The organism is Pseudomonas fluorescens, from assembly GCF_902497875.1.
Classification (GTDB): Bacteria; Pseudomonadota; Gammaproteobacteria; order Pseudomonadales; family Pseudomonadaceae; genus Aquipseudomonas; species Aquipseudomonas fluorescens_BR.
The window spans coordinates 1-15,425 of sequence record NZ_CABVHY010000021.1; the positions used below are offsets into that span (position 1 = coordinate 1).

Consider the following 15,425-nt stretch of genomic DNA (forward strand, 5'->3'; position numbering starts at 1 on the left):
CGGGCCGCTTCGATGGCGGCGTTGAGTGCCAGCAGGTTGGTCTGGTCGGCAATCGAGCGAATAACACTCAGCACGCTGACAATCGACAACACATCCTTTTGCAGGCTATCCAGGGACGTACCGCTGTTGCGGATGTCGCTGACCAATGCATGGATCTGCTTGATGCTGCCATCCACCACGCGCTTGGCAGCCTGGCCTTCTTCGTCGGTCTGCTGCGCAGCGACTGCGGCGCCCTGGGCGCTTCTCGCAACTTCCTGAGCCGCCGAGGACATCTCGTTGATCGCCGTCGCGACCTGATCGGTTTCATGGCGCTGACGCTCCATGGCATGCTCCGAACGATGAGCCTGATCGGTGACTTGAGTGACAAGCCCGGTCAATTGCGAGGTCATTTCGGTGATTTGCCGCACCAGGCCATGAATCTTGTCGACGAAGCGGTTGAACGAACCAGCCAGTTCACCCAGCTCATCCTGACTGGTAATTGCCAGACGCCGGGTCAGATCGCCCTCGCCGGCGGCGATATCGTCAAGGTTGGCTTTCATCAGATGCAGCGGACGCAGCATAGTGTTCGCCAGCAGCATGCCGACCGCGCCAATCACCAGCAGCACCACCACGGCGATGCCGACGATACTCAGCACCACCCCTTCCATGCGCTCATGAACCTTGGCTTCGACCAACGCGACCTGCGCTTCGATACCGTCGAGGTTGACCGCAGTGCCGATGACCATGTCCCACTTGGGCAGGTATTCGGAGTAGCCGAGTTTGGGCACCAGGACTTTGTTGTTACCCGGCAGCGACGAGCTGTATTGCAGATAGTGGGTACCGTCCTTGGCGACTTGCACCAACTCACGGTTGAAGTACACGCCATTCGGATCGCGTTTGTCGTTGAAGTTCTGACCCACACCTTCCGGGCTGTTGCCCTTGAACAGGCGCACGATTTGCGAGTCGTAACCGAAGAAGTAGCCATCCTTGCCGTAGCTGATGCTCGACAGCAGCTTGACCACCTGCGCCCGCGCCGCGTCATCACCCGGTGCCGCCGCGTCGTACAGCGGCTTGATCGCACTCATCGCCACCGCTACATAACTTTGCAGGGTCGCCTTGGCATCGCTCAGCAGACGCTGACGGGTTATTTCGACTTCGCTGCGGGCCTGATTCTGCAGAATGAACACCGTGGTCAGACTGATCACCAGCGCAAACAGTAAAACCGGGAGTACCGCGAGGGATAAAACTTTGGCCTTCAGGCTCAGGCGCATGGCGTTCACTCTTGATTGGCGTGGTTAAAGCTATAACGGCACGCCACCGCAAAACTGTAGGAGCGTCGACCGACTGCTCCTTGTAGGGAGAATTGCGGGCCCCACGATATTTCAGATGCCTGCGGTCGGCGAGCTGGCGAAGCCTGCGATCTTTGAGGCGGACAATACGTTGGCCGGACGGGCGCCAGGATCAAAAGATCGCAGCCTGCGGCAGCTCCTACAGGGATTCCGGGATGCAGGGTTATGGGATTACAAAATCATCGCCGCCACCCAGCCAAATGCCAGCAGCGGCAGGTTGTAGTGCAGGAAAGTAGGAACCACGGTGTCCCAGATATGGTGATGCTGGCCGTCGATATTCAGACCGGAGGTCGGTCCCAGGGTCGAGTCGGACGCTGGCGAACCAGCATCACCCAGGGCTCCGGCGGTGCCAACGATGCAGACGATCGCCAACGGACTGAAACCCAGCTGCACGCACAATGGCACGAAGATCGCCGCGAGAATCGGCACGGTGGAGAACGACGAGCCTATCCCCATGGTCACCAGCAAGCCGACCAGCAGCATCAGCAAAGCGCCGATGCCTTTGCTGTGACCGATCCAGGTTGCCGAGGCTTCGACCAGGGTGCGTACTTCACCGGTGGCTTTCATCACCTCGGCAAAGCCCGAAGCGGCAATCATGATGAAGCCGATCATGGCCATCATCTTCATGCCTTCGGTGAACAGTTCATCGGTCTCGCGCCAGCGCACCACACCCGACACTGAAAAGATCAGGAATCCAGCCAGCGCGCCGATGATCATCGAATCCAGCAGCAACTGAATGATGAACGCGGCGGCAATGGCCAGCCCGGCCACCAGCAGGGTCAGCGGGTTGTACTGCACCGCCACCTGCTCGACCTTCTCGATTTTCTCGAGGTCATACACGCGCTTCTTGCGATAGCTGACGAACGCCACCAGCAAACCGAAGACCATGCCCAACGCCGGAATACCCATCGCGTGGGTGACATTGACCTGGCTGACATCCACGCCACTGCTACGGACATTGGCCAGCAGAATTTCATTGAGGAAGATATTGCCGAAACCCACCGGCAAGAACATATAAGGCGTGATCAAACCAAAGGTTATAACGCAGGCAATCAGCCGACGGTCCAATTGCAACTTGGTCAACACATACAACAGGGGTGGGACCAGCAACGGAATGAAGGCGATATGAATCGGCAGGATGTTTTGCGAGGCAATAGCCACCACCCACAGCAAGCCAATCAGTATCCACTTCACCTGCCCGCCACCCGTGGCGTCCTGGCGGTCGACCAGCAGCAAGGCTTTATCCGCCAACGCATGGGCCAGTCCCGACTTGGCAATCGCCACCGCGAAAGCGCCCAGCAAGGCGTAGGACAAGGCCACGGTTGCGCCGCCACCAAGACCACTGTTGAAGGCTTTCAAGGTGGCTTCCATGCCCAGGCCACCGGTCAAGCCGCCCACCAGCGCACCCAGGATCAGCGCGATCACCACATGCACGCGGGACAGGCTGAGTACCAGCATGACGCCAACCGCGGCAATTACTGCATTAATCATCGTTACCTCAAAGCACTACCAAGGGGAAAAACCACCGCAAACGGCATGAGTCCGGCCAAAGAGCTGTGAATCACAGCTGCCGGATTGAGCTCAAAGGGGGGAGTTTTATTAGAGGGCGCGCACTGTGCAGCAGCAGGCTGCTCTTGTCAAAAGTGCCACCCCTCTAACAACTTGATATTTGATTGATATGGATCAAGAAACAAAAAGCGCGGCCGCTATAGAGCGAGGTCTCTCTCGTTTTATCCGCTCAAGGACATCTCCATGTCGCTCAGACAGCTTTCCATTCAATGGAAAATCACCCTTCTGGCCGGTCTCTGCCTGCTCGGCATTGTCACCTTGCTGGTGGGCCTTTCACTCTATCGCATGGAGCACAACGCCGAACTGGTCAAAATCTCGAGCATGGAGATGCTCAACGAAGCGGCCCAATCACGGATCGAGGCCCAGGGTGAAGTCCAGGCGCTGGAGATTCGCCGGCAATTCATGGACGCCTATCAATACGGTCACGGCTTCTCCCGCCAGGTGCTGTTCCTGCGTGAACAGGCCGAGAAACGTTTCCTCGATGCCTTCGACCTGCGCGAAGACCTGACCCGTCAGGTCAAATCGGCCCTGCAAGCCAACCCGGATCTGCTCGGCCTGTCGTTGGTGTTCGAAGCCAATGCGCTGGACAGCAAGGATGAGCTGTTTGTCGACCAGAAAGAAATCGGCAGCAACGACAAGGGCCGTTTTGCCCTGTACTGGTCGCAAACGGCGCCGGGCAAATTGACCTCGATGGCCCTGCCGGAAAGCGACATGGCCGATACCAGCACCGGCCCCAGCGGCGAACCGGCCAATGCCTGGTTCACCTGCCCGCGCGCCACGCTCAAACCTTGCGTGATCGAACCGTACTTCTATGTGATCGACGGCCAGAACGTGCTGATGACCAGCATCGTCTTCCCGCTGATGGTCGACGGCAAAATCATCGCTTCGCTATCGGTCGACATCAACCTCAACAGCCTGCAAACCGTCAGCCAACAAGCGAGCAAGAAGCTCTATGACGGCCAGACCAACGTCAGCATCATCAGCCCGGTCGGTCTGCTGGCTGGTTACAGCCCGGACGCCAGCAAACTGAGCCAGCGCCTGGACATGGTCGACAAGGCCAGCGGTACCGAACTGATCCGCATGTTGTCGGGCAACAGCCAGACCCAGAGCCTGCACAGTAATGAACAACTGAAAGTGCTCGCTCCCTTCATGCCAATCCCCGGCGGCAAGCCATGGGGGGTGTTGCTGGAGGTGCCAGAGAAGGTCCTGATCGGCCCGGCTGAGACCCTGAAGAAAGAACTCGACGAACGCACCACCACCGGCACCCTGATCGAGCTGAGTCTCGGCCTGTTGGCAGCGGTCATTGGCCTGTTGCTGGTCTGGCTGATGGCTCGCAGCGTGACCAGGCCGATCCTCGGTGTCGCGCACATGCTCGAGGACATCGCCAGCGGTGAAGGTGATCTGACCCGGCGCCTGGCTTACGACAAACAGGACGAACTCGGGCAACTGGCCGGCTGGTTCAACCGCTTCCTCGATAAGCTGCAACCGATCATCGCCGAGGTGAAACGCTCGGTGCAGGACGCCCGCAGCACCGCCGACCAATCGGCCGCCATCGCCACCCAGACCAGTGCCGGCATGGAACAGCAGTACCGCCAGGTTGATCAGGTGGCTACTGCTTCCCATGAAATGAGCGCCACCGCCCAGGACGTGGCCCGCAGCGCAGCACAAGCGGCGCAGGCTGCTCGCGACGCCGATCAGGCAACCCGTCAGGGCTTGACCGTGATCGACCGCACCACCACCAGCATCAACACTCTTGCGGCGGACATGAGCACGGCGATGACCCAAGTCGAAGGCCTGGCCGCCAACAGCGAGAAAATCGGTTCGGTGCTGGAAGTGATTCGCGCCATTGCCGAACAGACCAACCTGCTGGCCCTCAACGCGGCCATCGAGGCTGCTCGCGCTGGCGAAGCCGGACGTGGTTTCGCGGTGGTCGCCGATGAAGTGCGCAACCTGGCCCGACGCACCCAGGAGTCGGTGGAGGAAACCCGCCAGGTGATCGAACAGCTGCAAAGCGGTACTCAGGATGTTGTCGGTTCCATGAGCAACAGCCATCGCCAGGCCCAAGGCAGTGTCGAGCAAGTCAGCCAGGCCGTGATCGCCCTGCGCCAGATTGGCGATGCGGTGACCGTGATCACTGATATGAACCTGCAGATCGCCAGCGCCGCGGAAGAGCAAAGCGCCGTGGCCGAGGAGATCAACAACAACGTGGCGACCATTCGAGACGTGACTGAATCGCTGTCGGGGCAAGCCAACGAATCGGCGCGGGTCAGCCAGGCGCTGAACAGCCTGGCCAATCAGCAGCAGAGCTTGATGGATCAGTTCAGGGTTTGATCGGGTTTGGCGGTGTGCATGGCACACCGCCTTTGCGGGCAAGCCACGCTCCCACAAGGTGTGCGCAAACCTGTGGCGAGGGAGCTTGCTCCCGCCGGCCGGTCCGCGCTCGGGCGCAGCAGTCGTAAACCCGAGTGACGCGGTTTACCTGATGGACGGTGTCAGATGATTTTGGGGGCGCTACGCGCCCCAGCGGGAGCAAGCTCCCTCGCCACAGTGGTCTGCGGGCTCAGCTTCCGGGCAACTCAATCACCACCTTCAACCCGCCCAGTTCACTATTCTCCAGGCGCATTTCGCCGCCCCAGACCTCGACGATGTCGCGCACGATGCCCAGTCCCAGGCCATGGCCGTCGGTCTGTTCATCCAGCCGCGTACCGCGGCTGAACACTCGATCGCGATTCTCCTCGGGGATCCCCGGGCCGTCGTCTTCCACCATCAGACGAAACCCCTCATCCGTCTCGGTAATGCTCAGCTGCACCTCGGCATCCGCCCATTTGCAGGCGTTGTCCAGCAGGTTGCCGAGCAATTCGAGCAAGTCTTCCCGGTCCCATGGCAGCTGCAAGCCAGGGCGCACGGCGTGGCTGAGTTCAAGGTGTGCGCCGTGAATCATGTTCAGGGTGGAGAGCAAGCCGGGCAGTTCCAGGTCGCAATCGAACTGCGCGCCCGGCAAGGAATCGCCCGCCAGACGGGCTCGGTTCAGCTCACGATGGAGGCGTTGCTGCACGTGCTCGAGTTGTGTCTGCAGGACCTTGCGCAGCTCAGGATGCGCATCCAGCTTTTCGCTCGAGGCCAGGCTCAGCAGCACCGCCAGCGGGGTTTTCAGCGCATGTCCCAGATTGCCCAAAGCATTACGTGAACGCTTGAGACTGTCCTCGGTGTGCGCGAGCAAATGATTGATCTGCGCCACCAGCGGCTCCAGTTCGACCGGAACCTGGGCGTCCAGTTGTGAACGCTGGCCCTGCTGCAGCTGAGCAATTTGTTCTCGGGCCTTTTCCAGCGGCCGCAAAGCCCGGCGCACGGTGATTCGCTGCAATAGCAGAATCAGCAGCAAGCCCGCCAGGCCAAGGCCCAGGCCGATCTGCTGCATGCGCCGAAAGCTTTCCCGTACCGGGGTGTAGTCCTGCGCCACGCTGATGGAGATCGATTGCCCCAGCCGCCGATAGTCGGAACGCAGGATCAGCAACTGCTGCCCTTCCGGCCCCAGTTGCAAATTACTGTGCAGACCGGGGTGATCCAGCGTCGGCATTTCCTGGTCCCACAAGGACCGCGAGCGCCAATGCGCGTCGGCAAAGTCGATGCGAAAGTAATGCCCGGAAAAGGGCCGCTGATAGGCTGGCGACAAGCGTCGCTCATCCAGTTGCAAACCCTGGGGGCCACGTACCAGGGCCACCAGCAGATTCTCGCTGTCGTTGCGCAGCCCGTCTTCCAGATAACTTTGCAGGCCCCTTTCGAACAGCCAGAGGCTGGTCTGCGCCAACACCAGGCCGACGATGACCAGGACACTGATCAGACCCAGACTCAGTCGGCGCTGAATCGACCTCACTGCGCAGTCCCGCCGAACAGGTAACCCTGGCCGCGACGGGTTTCAATCACGCTGCGACCAAGCTTGCGCCGCAAATGGTTGACGTGGACTTCCAGGACATTCGAGTCGCGCTCGGTTTCACCGTCGTACAAGTGTTCAGCCAGGTGGCTTTTGGAAAGGATTTGCTCAGGGTGCAGCATGAAGTAGCGCAACAAGCGAAACTCGGCCGCTGTCAGCTGAATATCGGCGCCGTCGCGGGTCACGCACTGGCGCCCTTCATCAAGATGCAAGCCGGCGGCCTTGAGGGTCGGCTGATTGGCCAGGCCATGGGAACGCCGCAACAGCGCCTGAACCCGCAAGTGCAACTCCTCGGGATGGAACGGCTTGGTCAGGTAGTCATCGGCACCGGCTTTCAGGCCTTCGATCCGCTCGGCCCAGGAACCACGAGCGGTGAGAATCAACACCGGCGTGGCCAGACCGCCGGCGCGCCATTGGCTCAGCACCTCAAGCCCCGGCAACCCTGGCAGGCCAAGGTCGAGAATGATCAAGTCGTAGGGTTCGCTGCTGCCCTGATACACCGCATCGCGGCCGTCGGCCAGCCAATCGACGGCGTAACCCTGACGATTGAGCCCGGCCAGCAACTCGTCGGCCAGCGGGACGTGGTCTTCCACCAAAAGCAGGCGCATCAATCATCTTCCTTGTCTTTGAGGAGCTCACCGGTGTTGGCGTCGAGCTCGATTTCACGCACCACGCCGTCGGCGGTCAAGAGTTCTATTTCATAGATATAGCGCACCGACCGGTCCTTGTGCTCTTCGAGTTCGGCCTCCAGTAACTTGCCTCCGGGGTAGCGTTGCATGACCGCTCCCAGCAGTTGCTCGAGCGGCGCGATCATCCCTTGCTGACGCAGGTGCAGGGCTTCGTCCTGATCCAGGTCACGGGCCACCACTACCGAGCAAAACACCAGAAGCGCCAGCGCCGTTCGACTGCAGGTGCGCAGATTTACCTTCATTACGTATCCTGATGATCCTTGAGAACCTGCCCGCTGACAGCGTCCAATTCGATGTCCCACTCAACTCCCTGGGCATCGCGCAGTTCCACCTGGTAGATGTACTTGCCGTACTCTTCTTCCAGCTCGGTTTCGTGCACGATGCCGCCCGGGTGTTTGGCCAATGCTGTGGCATTGAGCTTCTCGAAAGATTGAATGGTACCAGCGTCGCGCAGTCTCAGGGCTTCGTCCGGCCCCAGGTCACGGGCGTGCGCCAGGCTGGCAGTCAGGCCGATAACGGTTGCGGTAAACAGGGCAGTCAAAGTTTTCATGATGAATCTCCGTTTTTTTGCCTATGTTGCCTACAGGACCCACGATACCTGCATCAACTTAACTGAAACTGAATTGCCACCATGGCAATCCTGAGATCTTCCACAATCCCCGCCCACGACTATTGAGGTCGGTATGACCGCTATCCACATCAAGTTCCCCGCCCTGACCCTCAAGGCCGGCCAACGTGCCTTCGCGCGGATCCGTGAAAATGGTCTGAGCGCGGCCGATGTCGGCACGCTTCCGGGCGCGGCTGGCGGGCCGAAGGCCCTGGGTATTCAGGGGCTGGATCTGGCGTTGTTTGGTGAGTGGCTGCCGGCGGCGCCGCGGGAGCGCTCGTTGATTGGTGCATCGGTCGGCTCCTGGCGTTTCGCCAGTGCCTGCCTGCCGGATGCCGCCGAAGCGATCAGGCGACTGGGCCAACTGTATAACGAGCAAAGCTTCGCCAAGGGAGTGAACATGGCGGATATCAGTCAAAGCTCGCAACGCATGCTCCACGACCTGCTCGAAGGCCGCGACGCGTTGATCCTCAACAATGCTAACTATCGACTGAACATCATGGTGGTAAAAAGCCACGGATTGTTGGCTGACGATCACCGTGGCCGGCTGGGGCTGGGGTTGTCCTCGGTCATCGCCGATAACTTGCGCGGGCGTTCACGGCTGTCCCGGCATTTCGAACGGGTGATCCTGCATGACCCGCGCCTGGCGCCGCCGCTCAATGCCCTCAACGACTTCCCCTCGCGTTTTGTGCCGCTGGACGCCGCCAACCTGCGCCAGGCCCTGCTCGCGTCCGGCTCGATTCCGATGATCATGCAAGGAGTGCGTGACTTGCCCGGCGCGGGCGTCGGCACCTATCGCGACGGCGGCTTGCTGGATTACCACCTCGACCTGCCTTACAGCGGCGAGGATATCGTGCTCTATCCGCACTTCACCGACCGGGTGATTCCCGGCTGGTTCGACAAAGGCCTGCCATGGCGGCGCGGCAATCCGCAACGGTTACAGGACGTCTTGCTGCTGGCACCCTCCAGGGATTACCTGGCCCGCCTGCCCTACGGCAAATTGCCGGATCGCAACGACTTCAAGCGCTTCATGGGCGATGACCAGAGCCGGCAAAAATACTGGCGCACGGCCATGGAGGAAAGTCGGCGCCTCGGTGACGAGTTCCTTGAGCTGGCAACGAACGGTCGGCTGGGGGAGCACCTGCTGACCCTTTAGTCAGGGATTTCCCGCATCGGCAAAGGCAAACTGTTAAACTCAACACCTGCCTTCATCGCCGCGGGCGATAGCCATCTGACAGAGCTCAAACCACTGTGGAAATTTTCAAAGAGTTTACCTTCGAGTCCGCCCACCGCCTGCCCTACGTTCCAGAAGGCCACAAGTGCGGACGCCTGCATGGCCACTCGTTCAAAGTGGCGATTCACCTGAGCGGTGACCTCGATCCGCGCACCGGCTGGATTCGCGACTTCTCGGAAATCAAGGCGATCTTCAAGCCGCTCTACGAACGTCTCGATCACAATTATTTGAACGACATCCCTGGCCTGGAAAATCCGACCAGCGAAGTCCTGGCCAAATGGATCTGGAGCGAGTTGAAGCCCCTGCTGCCAGAGCTCAGCGCAATCCGCATCCATGAAACCTGCACCAGCGGCTGCATCTATCACGGCGAATAAGCCGGCGATTAAAGAAAACCACCAGGCCCGGTGGTTTTTTTATGCCTGTCCCTTCGGCTTTCAGGTCGTTACAGTCGAGTCTCGTCCCTCGGACCAAAGGCTTTACCCATGCAGTCCATCATTCGCCCGGCCACCCTGGGAGATATCGCGCTGATCGAGGCTATCGTCGAGGCCGCCTACTCCCCGTACATCGAGCGCATCGGCCGCAAACCCGGCCCGATGCTCGATGACTACGCCAGCCAGGTGCTGGCCCGACGCGTTCATGTCATCGAGAGCGACGTGGGGATGGTCGGCCTGGTGGTGTTGATCAATACCGAGGAATACCTGCTACTGGACAACCTGGCCATCAGCCCCGAGGCGCAGGGCCAGGGTTATGGCCGGCAACTATTGGAATTTGCCGAGTTCCACGCGGTGGAAGCGGGCTATGCCTCGATCCACCTGTACACCCATGAAGCGATGAGCGAAAACATTGCGATGTATGCCCGCAGAGGTTTTTACGAAACCCATCGGGTTGAAGAGAATGGTTTGCGGCGGGTGTATATGAGCAAATCGTTGGAGTGACCCCTGATGCCAGATAACTAACATCAGTGTCCAGTCTGGCACGCAATTGTGGCGAGCCACGCTCCCACAGGTTCTGCATCTGATTCATATCTTTCTTATTTCCCACACCGGTGATTCATTTTGTATCACCGCCCCGCTTTCGTGCCTCTGACCTATATTGTGCTGACGGGCCTGCCTGGCACCCGCGAACCGATGGCGGCCGACGCCCAAACATAAGATTGAATAGAAGGATGGTCCCCATGCATATCATCAACGCCCGTCTGCGCAACCGTGAAGGTCTGCATGAGCTGCACCTGGAAAACGGCTTGATCGCCAACATTGCCCGGCAAACCGAAGCCCCGACCCTCGGTCCCGAGGACCTGGACGCCGGCGGCAATTTGGTGGTGCCACCCTTCGTCGAACCACACATCCACCTTGATGCCACCCTCACCGCCGGCGAGCCGCGCTGGAACATGAGCGGCACGCTATTTGAAGGTATCGAATGCTGGGGTGAACGCAAGGTGACTATTACGCAGGAAGACACCAAGACCCGCGCCAGGAAAACCATCCGCGCCCTCGCCGTCCATGGTATCCAGCATGTGCGCACCCATGTCGACGTCACCGACCCGAGCCTGACCGCGCTCAAGGCAATGCTCGAGGTGCGCGAGGAAAGCCGTCATCTGATCGACCTGCAGATCGTCGCATTTCCCCAGGAAGGCATCGAGTCCTACCGCAATGGCCGGGAGCTGATGGAGGAAGCGATTCTGCTGGGTGCCGATGTGATTGGCGGCATTCCGCATTTTGAATACACCCGCGATCAGGGCGTCAGCTCAGTCAAGTTCCTGATGGACCTGGCCGAACGCACCGGCTGCCTGGTGGATGTGCATTGCGACGAAACCGACGACCCGCACTCGCGTTTTCTCGAAGTGCTCGCCGAAGAAGCCCGCAGCCGCGACATGGGCGCCCGGGTCACGGCCAGCCACACCACCGCCATGGGCTCCTATGACAACGCCTACTGCGCCAAACTGTTCCGCCTGCTCGGGCACTCGGGGATCAGCTTCGTTTCCTGCCCGACCGAAAGCATTCACCTGCAGGGGCGCTTCGACAACTTCCCGAAACGCCGTGGCGTGACCCGGGTCAATGAGTTGCTCGAGGCCGGGATGAACGTTTGTTTCGGCCAGGACTCGATCGTCGACCCTTGGTATCCGCTGGGTAATGGCAACATTTTGCGGGTACTGGAAGCCGGGCTGCACATCTGCCACATGCTCGGTTATCGCAATTTGCAAAGCGCCCTCGACCTGGTCACCGACAACAGCGCCAAGGCCCTGGCTTTGGGTGAGCGTTACGGCCTGGAATCCGGTCGCCCGGCCAATCTGTTGATTCTGTCGGCCGACAGCGACTACGAAATGATCCGCAGCCAGGGATTGCCGCTGTATTCGATTCGTGGCGGGGAGGTGTTGATGAAACGACAGATGCCGCAGGTGGAGTTGATAGGGGATTCGGGTTTTAGCTGATTGGCTTTAGAGATTCGCTGGCCGGGCGGGCGCTTTCGCGAGCAAGCTCGCTCCTACACTTGATCAGCGTCGGGCCACAATTGTGAGACCAACACAGAACCAATGTGGGAGCGAGCCTGCTCCGGGCGGCGTTCCGACGATGGCAATCGGTCAGTCACCATAACTCTATGGCATCAGCCGAGCAGTCCCAAACAAGCTGACCCGCCGCAACTCGCCATCCTGTTCTTCCAGAAGCACTGGCGTCGTACCCCCCGGCATGCTCACCGCAACCTCCCCCGCCGCCACCCAGCCTACGCTCCAGGCGGCACAGGCCACCGCACTGGCGCTGGTGCCGGAGGACGCGGTCGGACCTTCGCCGCGTTCAAACACCCGGGCGACTATCCGCCCCTCGGACTCCAGCATCGCCCATTGCAGGTTGACCCCGGCTGGACAAGGCTGACCAGCGCCGGTCGGCATGGCGAAGGCGATGCGGGTCAGACCCGTGGACAACTCGAGCTCGCGCATCTGTTCATTGCTCGGCAACGACGCAATATCTGCCACCAGGGTTACGCAATGGGGATTGCCAATACGCACGAACTGGCTGTGATTCCAGGCCGGGTTGATACTGCAAAGCGCAGCCACCTGATTCAGGCGGTAGCCATTCAATTCGACTGCCTCTAGCCGCTGGGCACCCACGGCCGACGGACCGAACTCAGGTTTGCCCAGGTCCAGCCAGAATCCGCGAATGCCTTCCACCTCAGCCGGCTCTACCGAGGTTTCCACGGGCGACACGGCATCGCCCTTATCGTGATGCACCTTGAGCAGACAATGCCCGTGCGCAGGCATCAATCCTTGATCGGTCAACGCCTGAGCAAAGATCGTCAAACCGTTACCACTGCGCTCGGCCAGCGTACCGTCAGTGTTGACGATCAGCAGGTCATAGGGTGGCACGGACTGAAAGGGGCCAATGAGCAGACCATCCGAGCGATGGGCCTTGGCGCCTGCCGGTTGCGTCCCGGGCGCCCAACCGCAGAATGCCGTTATCGTTCGACAAGCCCAGCGTTCCCTCGTTTGCGCGGCCTCGGCAGCCGTCTGGGGCAACCGGATGCCCGACCTGCGCACGGCGTCGGGGGAAATCACTGCATAAATGTTGCCGCGCGCATCGTAGAACTGTGTCATAGCTCCCCTTTCTCTACAAAATAGCGCCCCGGTGTCACGCCAAACGAGCGGCGAAACATAGCAATAAAGGCGCTGACATTGTCATAACCCACGTCGAGCGCAATACCGGTCACGGGTTTCCCCGCTGCGAGCAATTCAAGCGCGCGCAATAACCGGGCGCGTTCGCGCCATTGGCTAAAAGTAAAACCGGTTTCGATAACAAAACGTCGCGCCAATGTGCGCGAGGACAACCCCGTCCATTGCGCCCATTGTTCCAGTCGGCGGTTATCGGCGGGGTCATCGACCAGTGCCTGGGCGACGCGACGAATACGCGTATCCCGGGGCAGTGGCAAACCGAAAGGCTCAATCGGTAGAGTCGCGATTTCATCGAGAATGACCTGGGCAACCCGCAATTGCAGCGTATCGAGCGGCCCCTCACCCCAGGTGGCGGCTCGCTGGACTGCTTCGCGCAATAGACCGGAGGTGCCAATGATGCAGGGCTGATCTGGCAAACCGGCACAGGCCTGCGGTTCGATATACAGACTCCAGCCGTTGAAGGGGCCGTGGGAGCGCACCCCGTGCAGGCACTGCGCGGGGATCCACACTGCATGAGTGGCAGGGACGACCCAATGGCTGTGAGCCACTTCAACCGACAGCAACCCACGCTGCGCGCCCAACAGCTGTCCGCGAGCATGACGGTGGGCAGCCGTCACGCGCTCGATGGCAGCGTTTTGCACGGCGACAAACAGCAGCGGACCACTGGGCGATTGCATGAGGGATGGGTTGACCAGAGGCTCAATCATTGGCTGATCTGCGGTATCCGATGACCTGAATAACGCAGTTTAGCCAATCCCGACGCACTAGACTGCACATTCAGCCCATTACAGGAACACACCATGCGCGCCGAAGACTTGCTTCCCGACGATCTGGACCTGGGTGATTTCAACGGCACCCAAGTGCGCAAGGGCACCGTCGGTGCCTTTCTGATCAACGCACGTTTGCTGACCGATCCGCGGACACCCCGGGAGCAACGCAATGTCGCCGAGCAGCATATCGTTGAAGCCCTGCCGGCCCTGCGCGCTCTGGGCCTGTTCGATATTTTCCGTTTGCGCGACGAAGGGTTGCGGGCCCTCTGTGAACTGCATTGCGTCGGCGGGAACCCCCTGGCCTCGCCCGACGCAGTCTGATGTGCAAGGATGTTGCGCTGCACATCGTTATAGACCGGATTGCCAAGGATTTTTCATGACCGCCATCAGTACCCCAGCGTCCGTAGTCCCCGGACGCCTGGAGCAAATGTCCACGCGCATCGCTTTCTTCATCGCCGGTTTCGGCATCGCCGCCTGGGCGCCACTGGTGCCTTACGCCAAGGCCCGGGCCGGGCTCGATGAGGGCACCCTTGGTTTATTGTTGCTGTGCCTGGGTGTCGGCTCGATCATTGCCATGCCGCTGGCCGGAGTCCTTGCCTCGCGCTTCGGTTGCCGTCGGGTGATGGCCGCCGGGACTCTTCTGATCTGCCTGGCGCTGCCGCTATTGGCGACGGTTTCTTCGATACCGCTGTTGATTGCCGCGCTGTTCATGTTCGGTGCCGGGCTCGGCTCGGTGGACTCGACTGTGAACCTGCAAGCGGTGATCGTCGAGCGAGCCAGCGGCAAGACCATGATGTCGGGCTTCCACGGGTTGTTCAGCCTCGGTGGGATCGTCGGTGCGGCCGGGGTCAGTGCCTTGCTCGGGTTGGGGATGTCACCGTTGGGCGCGATGCTGGTGGTGATGGTGTTACTACTGCTCGCTTTGCTCAAGGCCGCGCCGCATATGCTGCCCTATGGCAGCGAAAGCACGGGGCCGGCGTTCGCCGTGCCCCATGGCGTGGTGCTGTTTATCGGCATCCTGTGTTTTATCGTATTTCTCGCCGAGGGCGCTGTGCTCGATTGGAGCGCAGTGTTTCTGACCTCCGAGCGCAATCTCGACGCCGCCTACGCCGGCCTGGGTTATGCCGCATTCGCCCTGACCATGACCGCTGGCCGCCTGACTGGTGATGCCATCGTGCAGCGGCTCGGCGCCAAACGGGTGATCGTTATTGGCGGACTGACCGCCGCCGCAGGCCTGCTGCTCGCCACCCTGGCCCCGGCCTGGGAAGCGGCATTGGTAGGTTATGCATTGGTCGGTGCCGGCTGCTCGAACATTGTCCCGGTGCTGTACACCGCCGTCGGCAAACAGAAAGTCATGCCCGAAAACATCGCCGTGCCAGCCATTACCACCCTGGGCTACGCCGGCATCCTCGCCGGCCCGGCGGTGATCGGCTTTATCGCCCACGGCAGCAGCTTGAGCATTGCCTTTGGCTTGATTGCGCTGCTGTTGCTGGCCGTTGCGGCCAGTGGGAAAGTGTTGAAGGTTTGACAGCAAGTCCTCTGTAGGAGCGAGCTTGCTCGCGATGGACTCAAGGGCGGCGCGTTTATTCAGAAAACACGCGTTATCGTTAACGTCCATCGCGAGCAAGTCGGATCG

At 60.4% G+C, this 15,425-nt stretch carries 14 protein-coding genes and 2 pseudogenes; 8 read left to right on the forward strand and 8 right to left on the reverse strand.

Annotation, left to right across the window (positions count from 1 at the left end; genetic code table 11):
• Positions 1–1,250, reverse strand: a 1,250-nt coding sequence (locus F8N85_RS20560; protein WP_150805359.1) for a methyl-accepting chemotaxis protein, incomplete at its 3' end; no start/stop codon positions are given.
• A 249-nt stretch (positions 1,251–1,499) separates the two neighbouring features.
• Positions 1,500–2,816 (reverse strand): Na+/H+ antiporter family protein, encoded by a 1,317-nt coding sequence (locus F8N85_RS20565; protein ID WP_191636225.1) that lies wholly within the window; start codon positions 2,814–2,816, stop codon positions 1,500–1,502.
• 483 nt (positions 2,817–3,299) lie between these two features.
• On the opposite strand from F8N85_RS20565, the pseudogene F8N85_RS35835 reads away from it, so the two are divergent.
• Positions 3,300–4,370: pseudogene (locus F8N85_RS35835) on the forward strand (HAMP domain-containing protein); the annotation flags it as partial.
• A 345-nt stretch (positions 4,371–4,715) separates the two neighbouring features.
• Positions 4,716–5,228, forward strand: a pseudogene (locus F8N85_RS35840) (methyl-accepting chemotaxis protein); the annotation flags it as partial.
• 229 nt (positions 5,229–5,457) lie between these two features.
• On the opposite strand, the gene F8N85_RS20575 reads toward F8N85_RS35840, so the two are convergent.
• The 4 genes from F8N85_RS20575 to F8N85_RS20590 are packed head-to-tail and all read right to left on the reverse strand — an operon-like array spanning position 5,458 to position 8,067.
• Complete coding sequence (locus tag F8N85_RS20575; RefSeq protein ID WP_150805362.1) at positions 5,458–6,771, reverse strand: sensor histidine kinase; 1,314 nt, start codon at positions 6,769–6,771, stop codon at positions 5,458–5,460.
• On the reverse strand, positions 6,768–7,436 hold the full coding sequence (locus tag F8N85_RS20580; RefSeq protein WP_150805363.1) for a response regulator transcription factor: 669 nt from the start codon (positions 7,434–7,436) through the stop codon (positions 6,768–6,770). The genes F8N85_RS20575 and F8N85_RS20580 overlap by 4 nt, the downstream gene beginning before the upstream one ends.
• On the reverse strand, positions 7,436–7,759 hold the full coding sequence (locus F8N85_RS20585; protein WP_150805364.1) for a PepSY domain-containing protein: 324 nt from the start codon (positions 7,757–7,759) through the stop codon (positions 7,436–7,438). The genes F8N85_RS20580 and F8N85_RS20585 overlap by 1 nt, the downstream gene beginning before the upstream one ends.
• Positions 7,759–8,067, reverse strand: coding sequence for a PepSY domain-containing protein (locus tag F8N85_RS20590; RefSeq protein WP_150805365.1), 309 nt, complete (start codon positions 8,065–8,067; stop codon positions 7,759–7,761). Before F8N85_RS20590 ends, F8N85_RS20585 begins: the two co-directional genes overlap by 1 nt.
• A 133-nt stretch (positions 8,068–8,200) precedes the next feature.
• Here F8N85_RS20590 and F8N85_RS20595 point away from each other — a divergent pair, with 133 nt between their 5' ends.
• The 4 genes from F8N85_RS20595 to codA all read left to right on the forward strand — a co-directional run bounded on the left by F8N85_RS20595 (position 8,201) and on the right by codA (position 11,786).
• The gene (locus tag F8N85_RS20595; RefSeq protein ID WP_150805366.1) at positions 8,201–9,280 is read left to right on the forward strand and encodes a patatin-like phospholipase family protein; all 1,080 of its coding nucleotides are present in this window, start codon (positions 8,201–8,203) and stop codon (positions 9,278–9,280) included.
• Between the two features lie 95 nt (positions 9,281–9,375).
• Entirely contained in the window at positions 9,376–9,732 is a 357-nt protein-coding gene (gene queD, locus F8N85_RS20600; RefSeq protein ID WP_150805367.1) for a 6-carboxytetrahydropterin synthase QueD, read from the forward strand.
• Positions 9,733–9,840: 108 nt separating this feature from the next.
• On the forward strand, positions 9,841–10,293 hold the full coding sequence (locus tag F8N85_RS20605) for a GNAT family N-acetyltransferase (protein WP_150805368.1): 453 nt from the start codon (positions 9,841–9,843) through the stop codon (positions 10,291–10,293).
• Positions 10,294–10,532: 239 nt separating this feature from the next.
• Positions 10,533–11,786 (forward strand): cytosine deaminase, encoded by a 1,254-nt coding sequence (gene codA / locus F8N85_RS20610; RefSeq protein ID WP_150805369.1) that lies wholly within the window; start codon positions 10,533–10,535, stop codon positions 11,784–11,786.
• Positions 11,787–11,951: 165 nt separating this feature from the next.
• On the opposite strand, the gene F8N85_RS20615 is transcribed toward codA, so the two are convergent.
• Together F8N85_RS20615 and F8N85_RS20620 are read right to left on the reverse strand one after the other, a co-directional pair.
• Positions 11,952–12,944: a diaminopimelate epimerase gene (locus F8N85_RS20615; RefSeq protein ID WP_150805370.1), complete on the reverse strand. Its 993-nt coding sequence runs from the start codon at positions 12,942–12,944 to the stop codon at positions 11,952–11,954.
• Entirely contained in the window at positions 12,941–13,726 is a 786-nt protein-coding gene (locus F8N85_RS20620; RefSeq protein WP_150805371.1) for an AraC family transcriptional regulator, read from the reverse strand. Before F8N85_RS20620 ends, F8N85_RS20615 begins: the two co-directional genes overlap by 4 nt.
• 93 nt (positions 13,727–13,819) lie before the next feature.
• On the opposite strand from F8N85_RS20620, the gene F8N85_RS20625 reads away from it, so the two are divergent.
• Positions 13,820–14,110, forward strand: coding sequence for a hypothetical protein (locus F8N85_RS20625; protein ID WP_150805372.1), 291 nt, complete (start codon positions 13,820–13,822; stop codon positions 14,108–14,110).
• A gap of 55 nt (positions 14,111–14,165) precedes the next feature.
• On the forward strand, positions 14,166–15,317 hold the full coding sequence (locus F8N85_RS20630) for an MFS transporter (RefSeq protein WP_150805373.1): 1,152 nt from the start codon (positions 14,166–14,168) through the stop codon (positions 15,315–15,317).
• The last annotated feature ends 108 nt before the right edge of the window (positions 15,318–15,425 follow it).

Excerpts from the sequence above, each read along its gene's own strand:
- F8N85_RS20615 (WP_150805370.1), bottom strand. The coding sequence starts at position 12,944 with ATGACACAGTTCTACGATGCGCGCGGCAACATTTATGCAGTGATTTCC.
- F8N85_RS20585 (WP_150805364.1), bottom strand. The coding sequence starts at position 7,759 with ATGAAGGTAAATCTGCGCACCTGCAGTCGAACGGCGCTGGCGCTTCTG.
- F8N85_RS20580 (WP_150805363.1), bottom strand. The coding sequence starts at position 7,436 with ATGCGCCTGCTTTTGGTGGAAGACCACGTCCCGCTGGCCGACGAGTTG.
- F8N85_RS20620 (WP_150805371.1), bottom strand. The coding sequence starts at position 13,726 with ATGATTGAGCCTCTGGTCAACCCATCCCTCATGCAATCGCCCAGTGGT.
- F8N85_RS20630 (WP_150805373.1), top strand. The coding sequence starts at position 14,166 with ATGACCGCCATCAGTACCCCAGCGTCCGTAGTCCCCGGACGCCTGGAG.
- F8N85_RS20625 (WP_150805372.1), top strand. The coding sequence starts at position 13,820 with ATGCGCGCCGAAGACTTGCTTCCCGACGATCTGGACCTGGGTGATTTC.
- codA (WP_150805369.1), top strand. The coding sequence starts at position 10,533 with ATGCATATCATCAACGCCCGTCTGCGCAACCGTGAAGGTCTGCATGAG.
- F8N85_RS20595 (WP_150805366.1), top strand. The coding sequence starts at position 8,201 with ATGACCGCTATCCACATCAAGTTCCCCGCCCTGACCCTCAAGGCCGGC.
- F8N85_RS20605 (WP_150805368.1), top strand. The coding sequence starts at position 9,841 with ATGCAGTCCATCATTCGCCCGGCCACCCTGGGAGATATCGCGCTGATC.
- F8N85_RS20590 (WP_150805365.1), bottom strand. The coding sequence starts at position 8,067 with ATGAAAACTTTGACTGCCCTGTTTACCGCAACCGTTATCGGCCTGACT.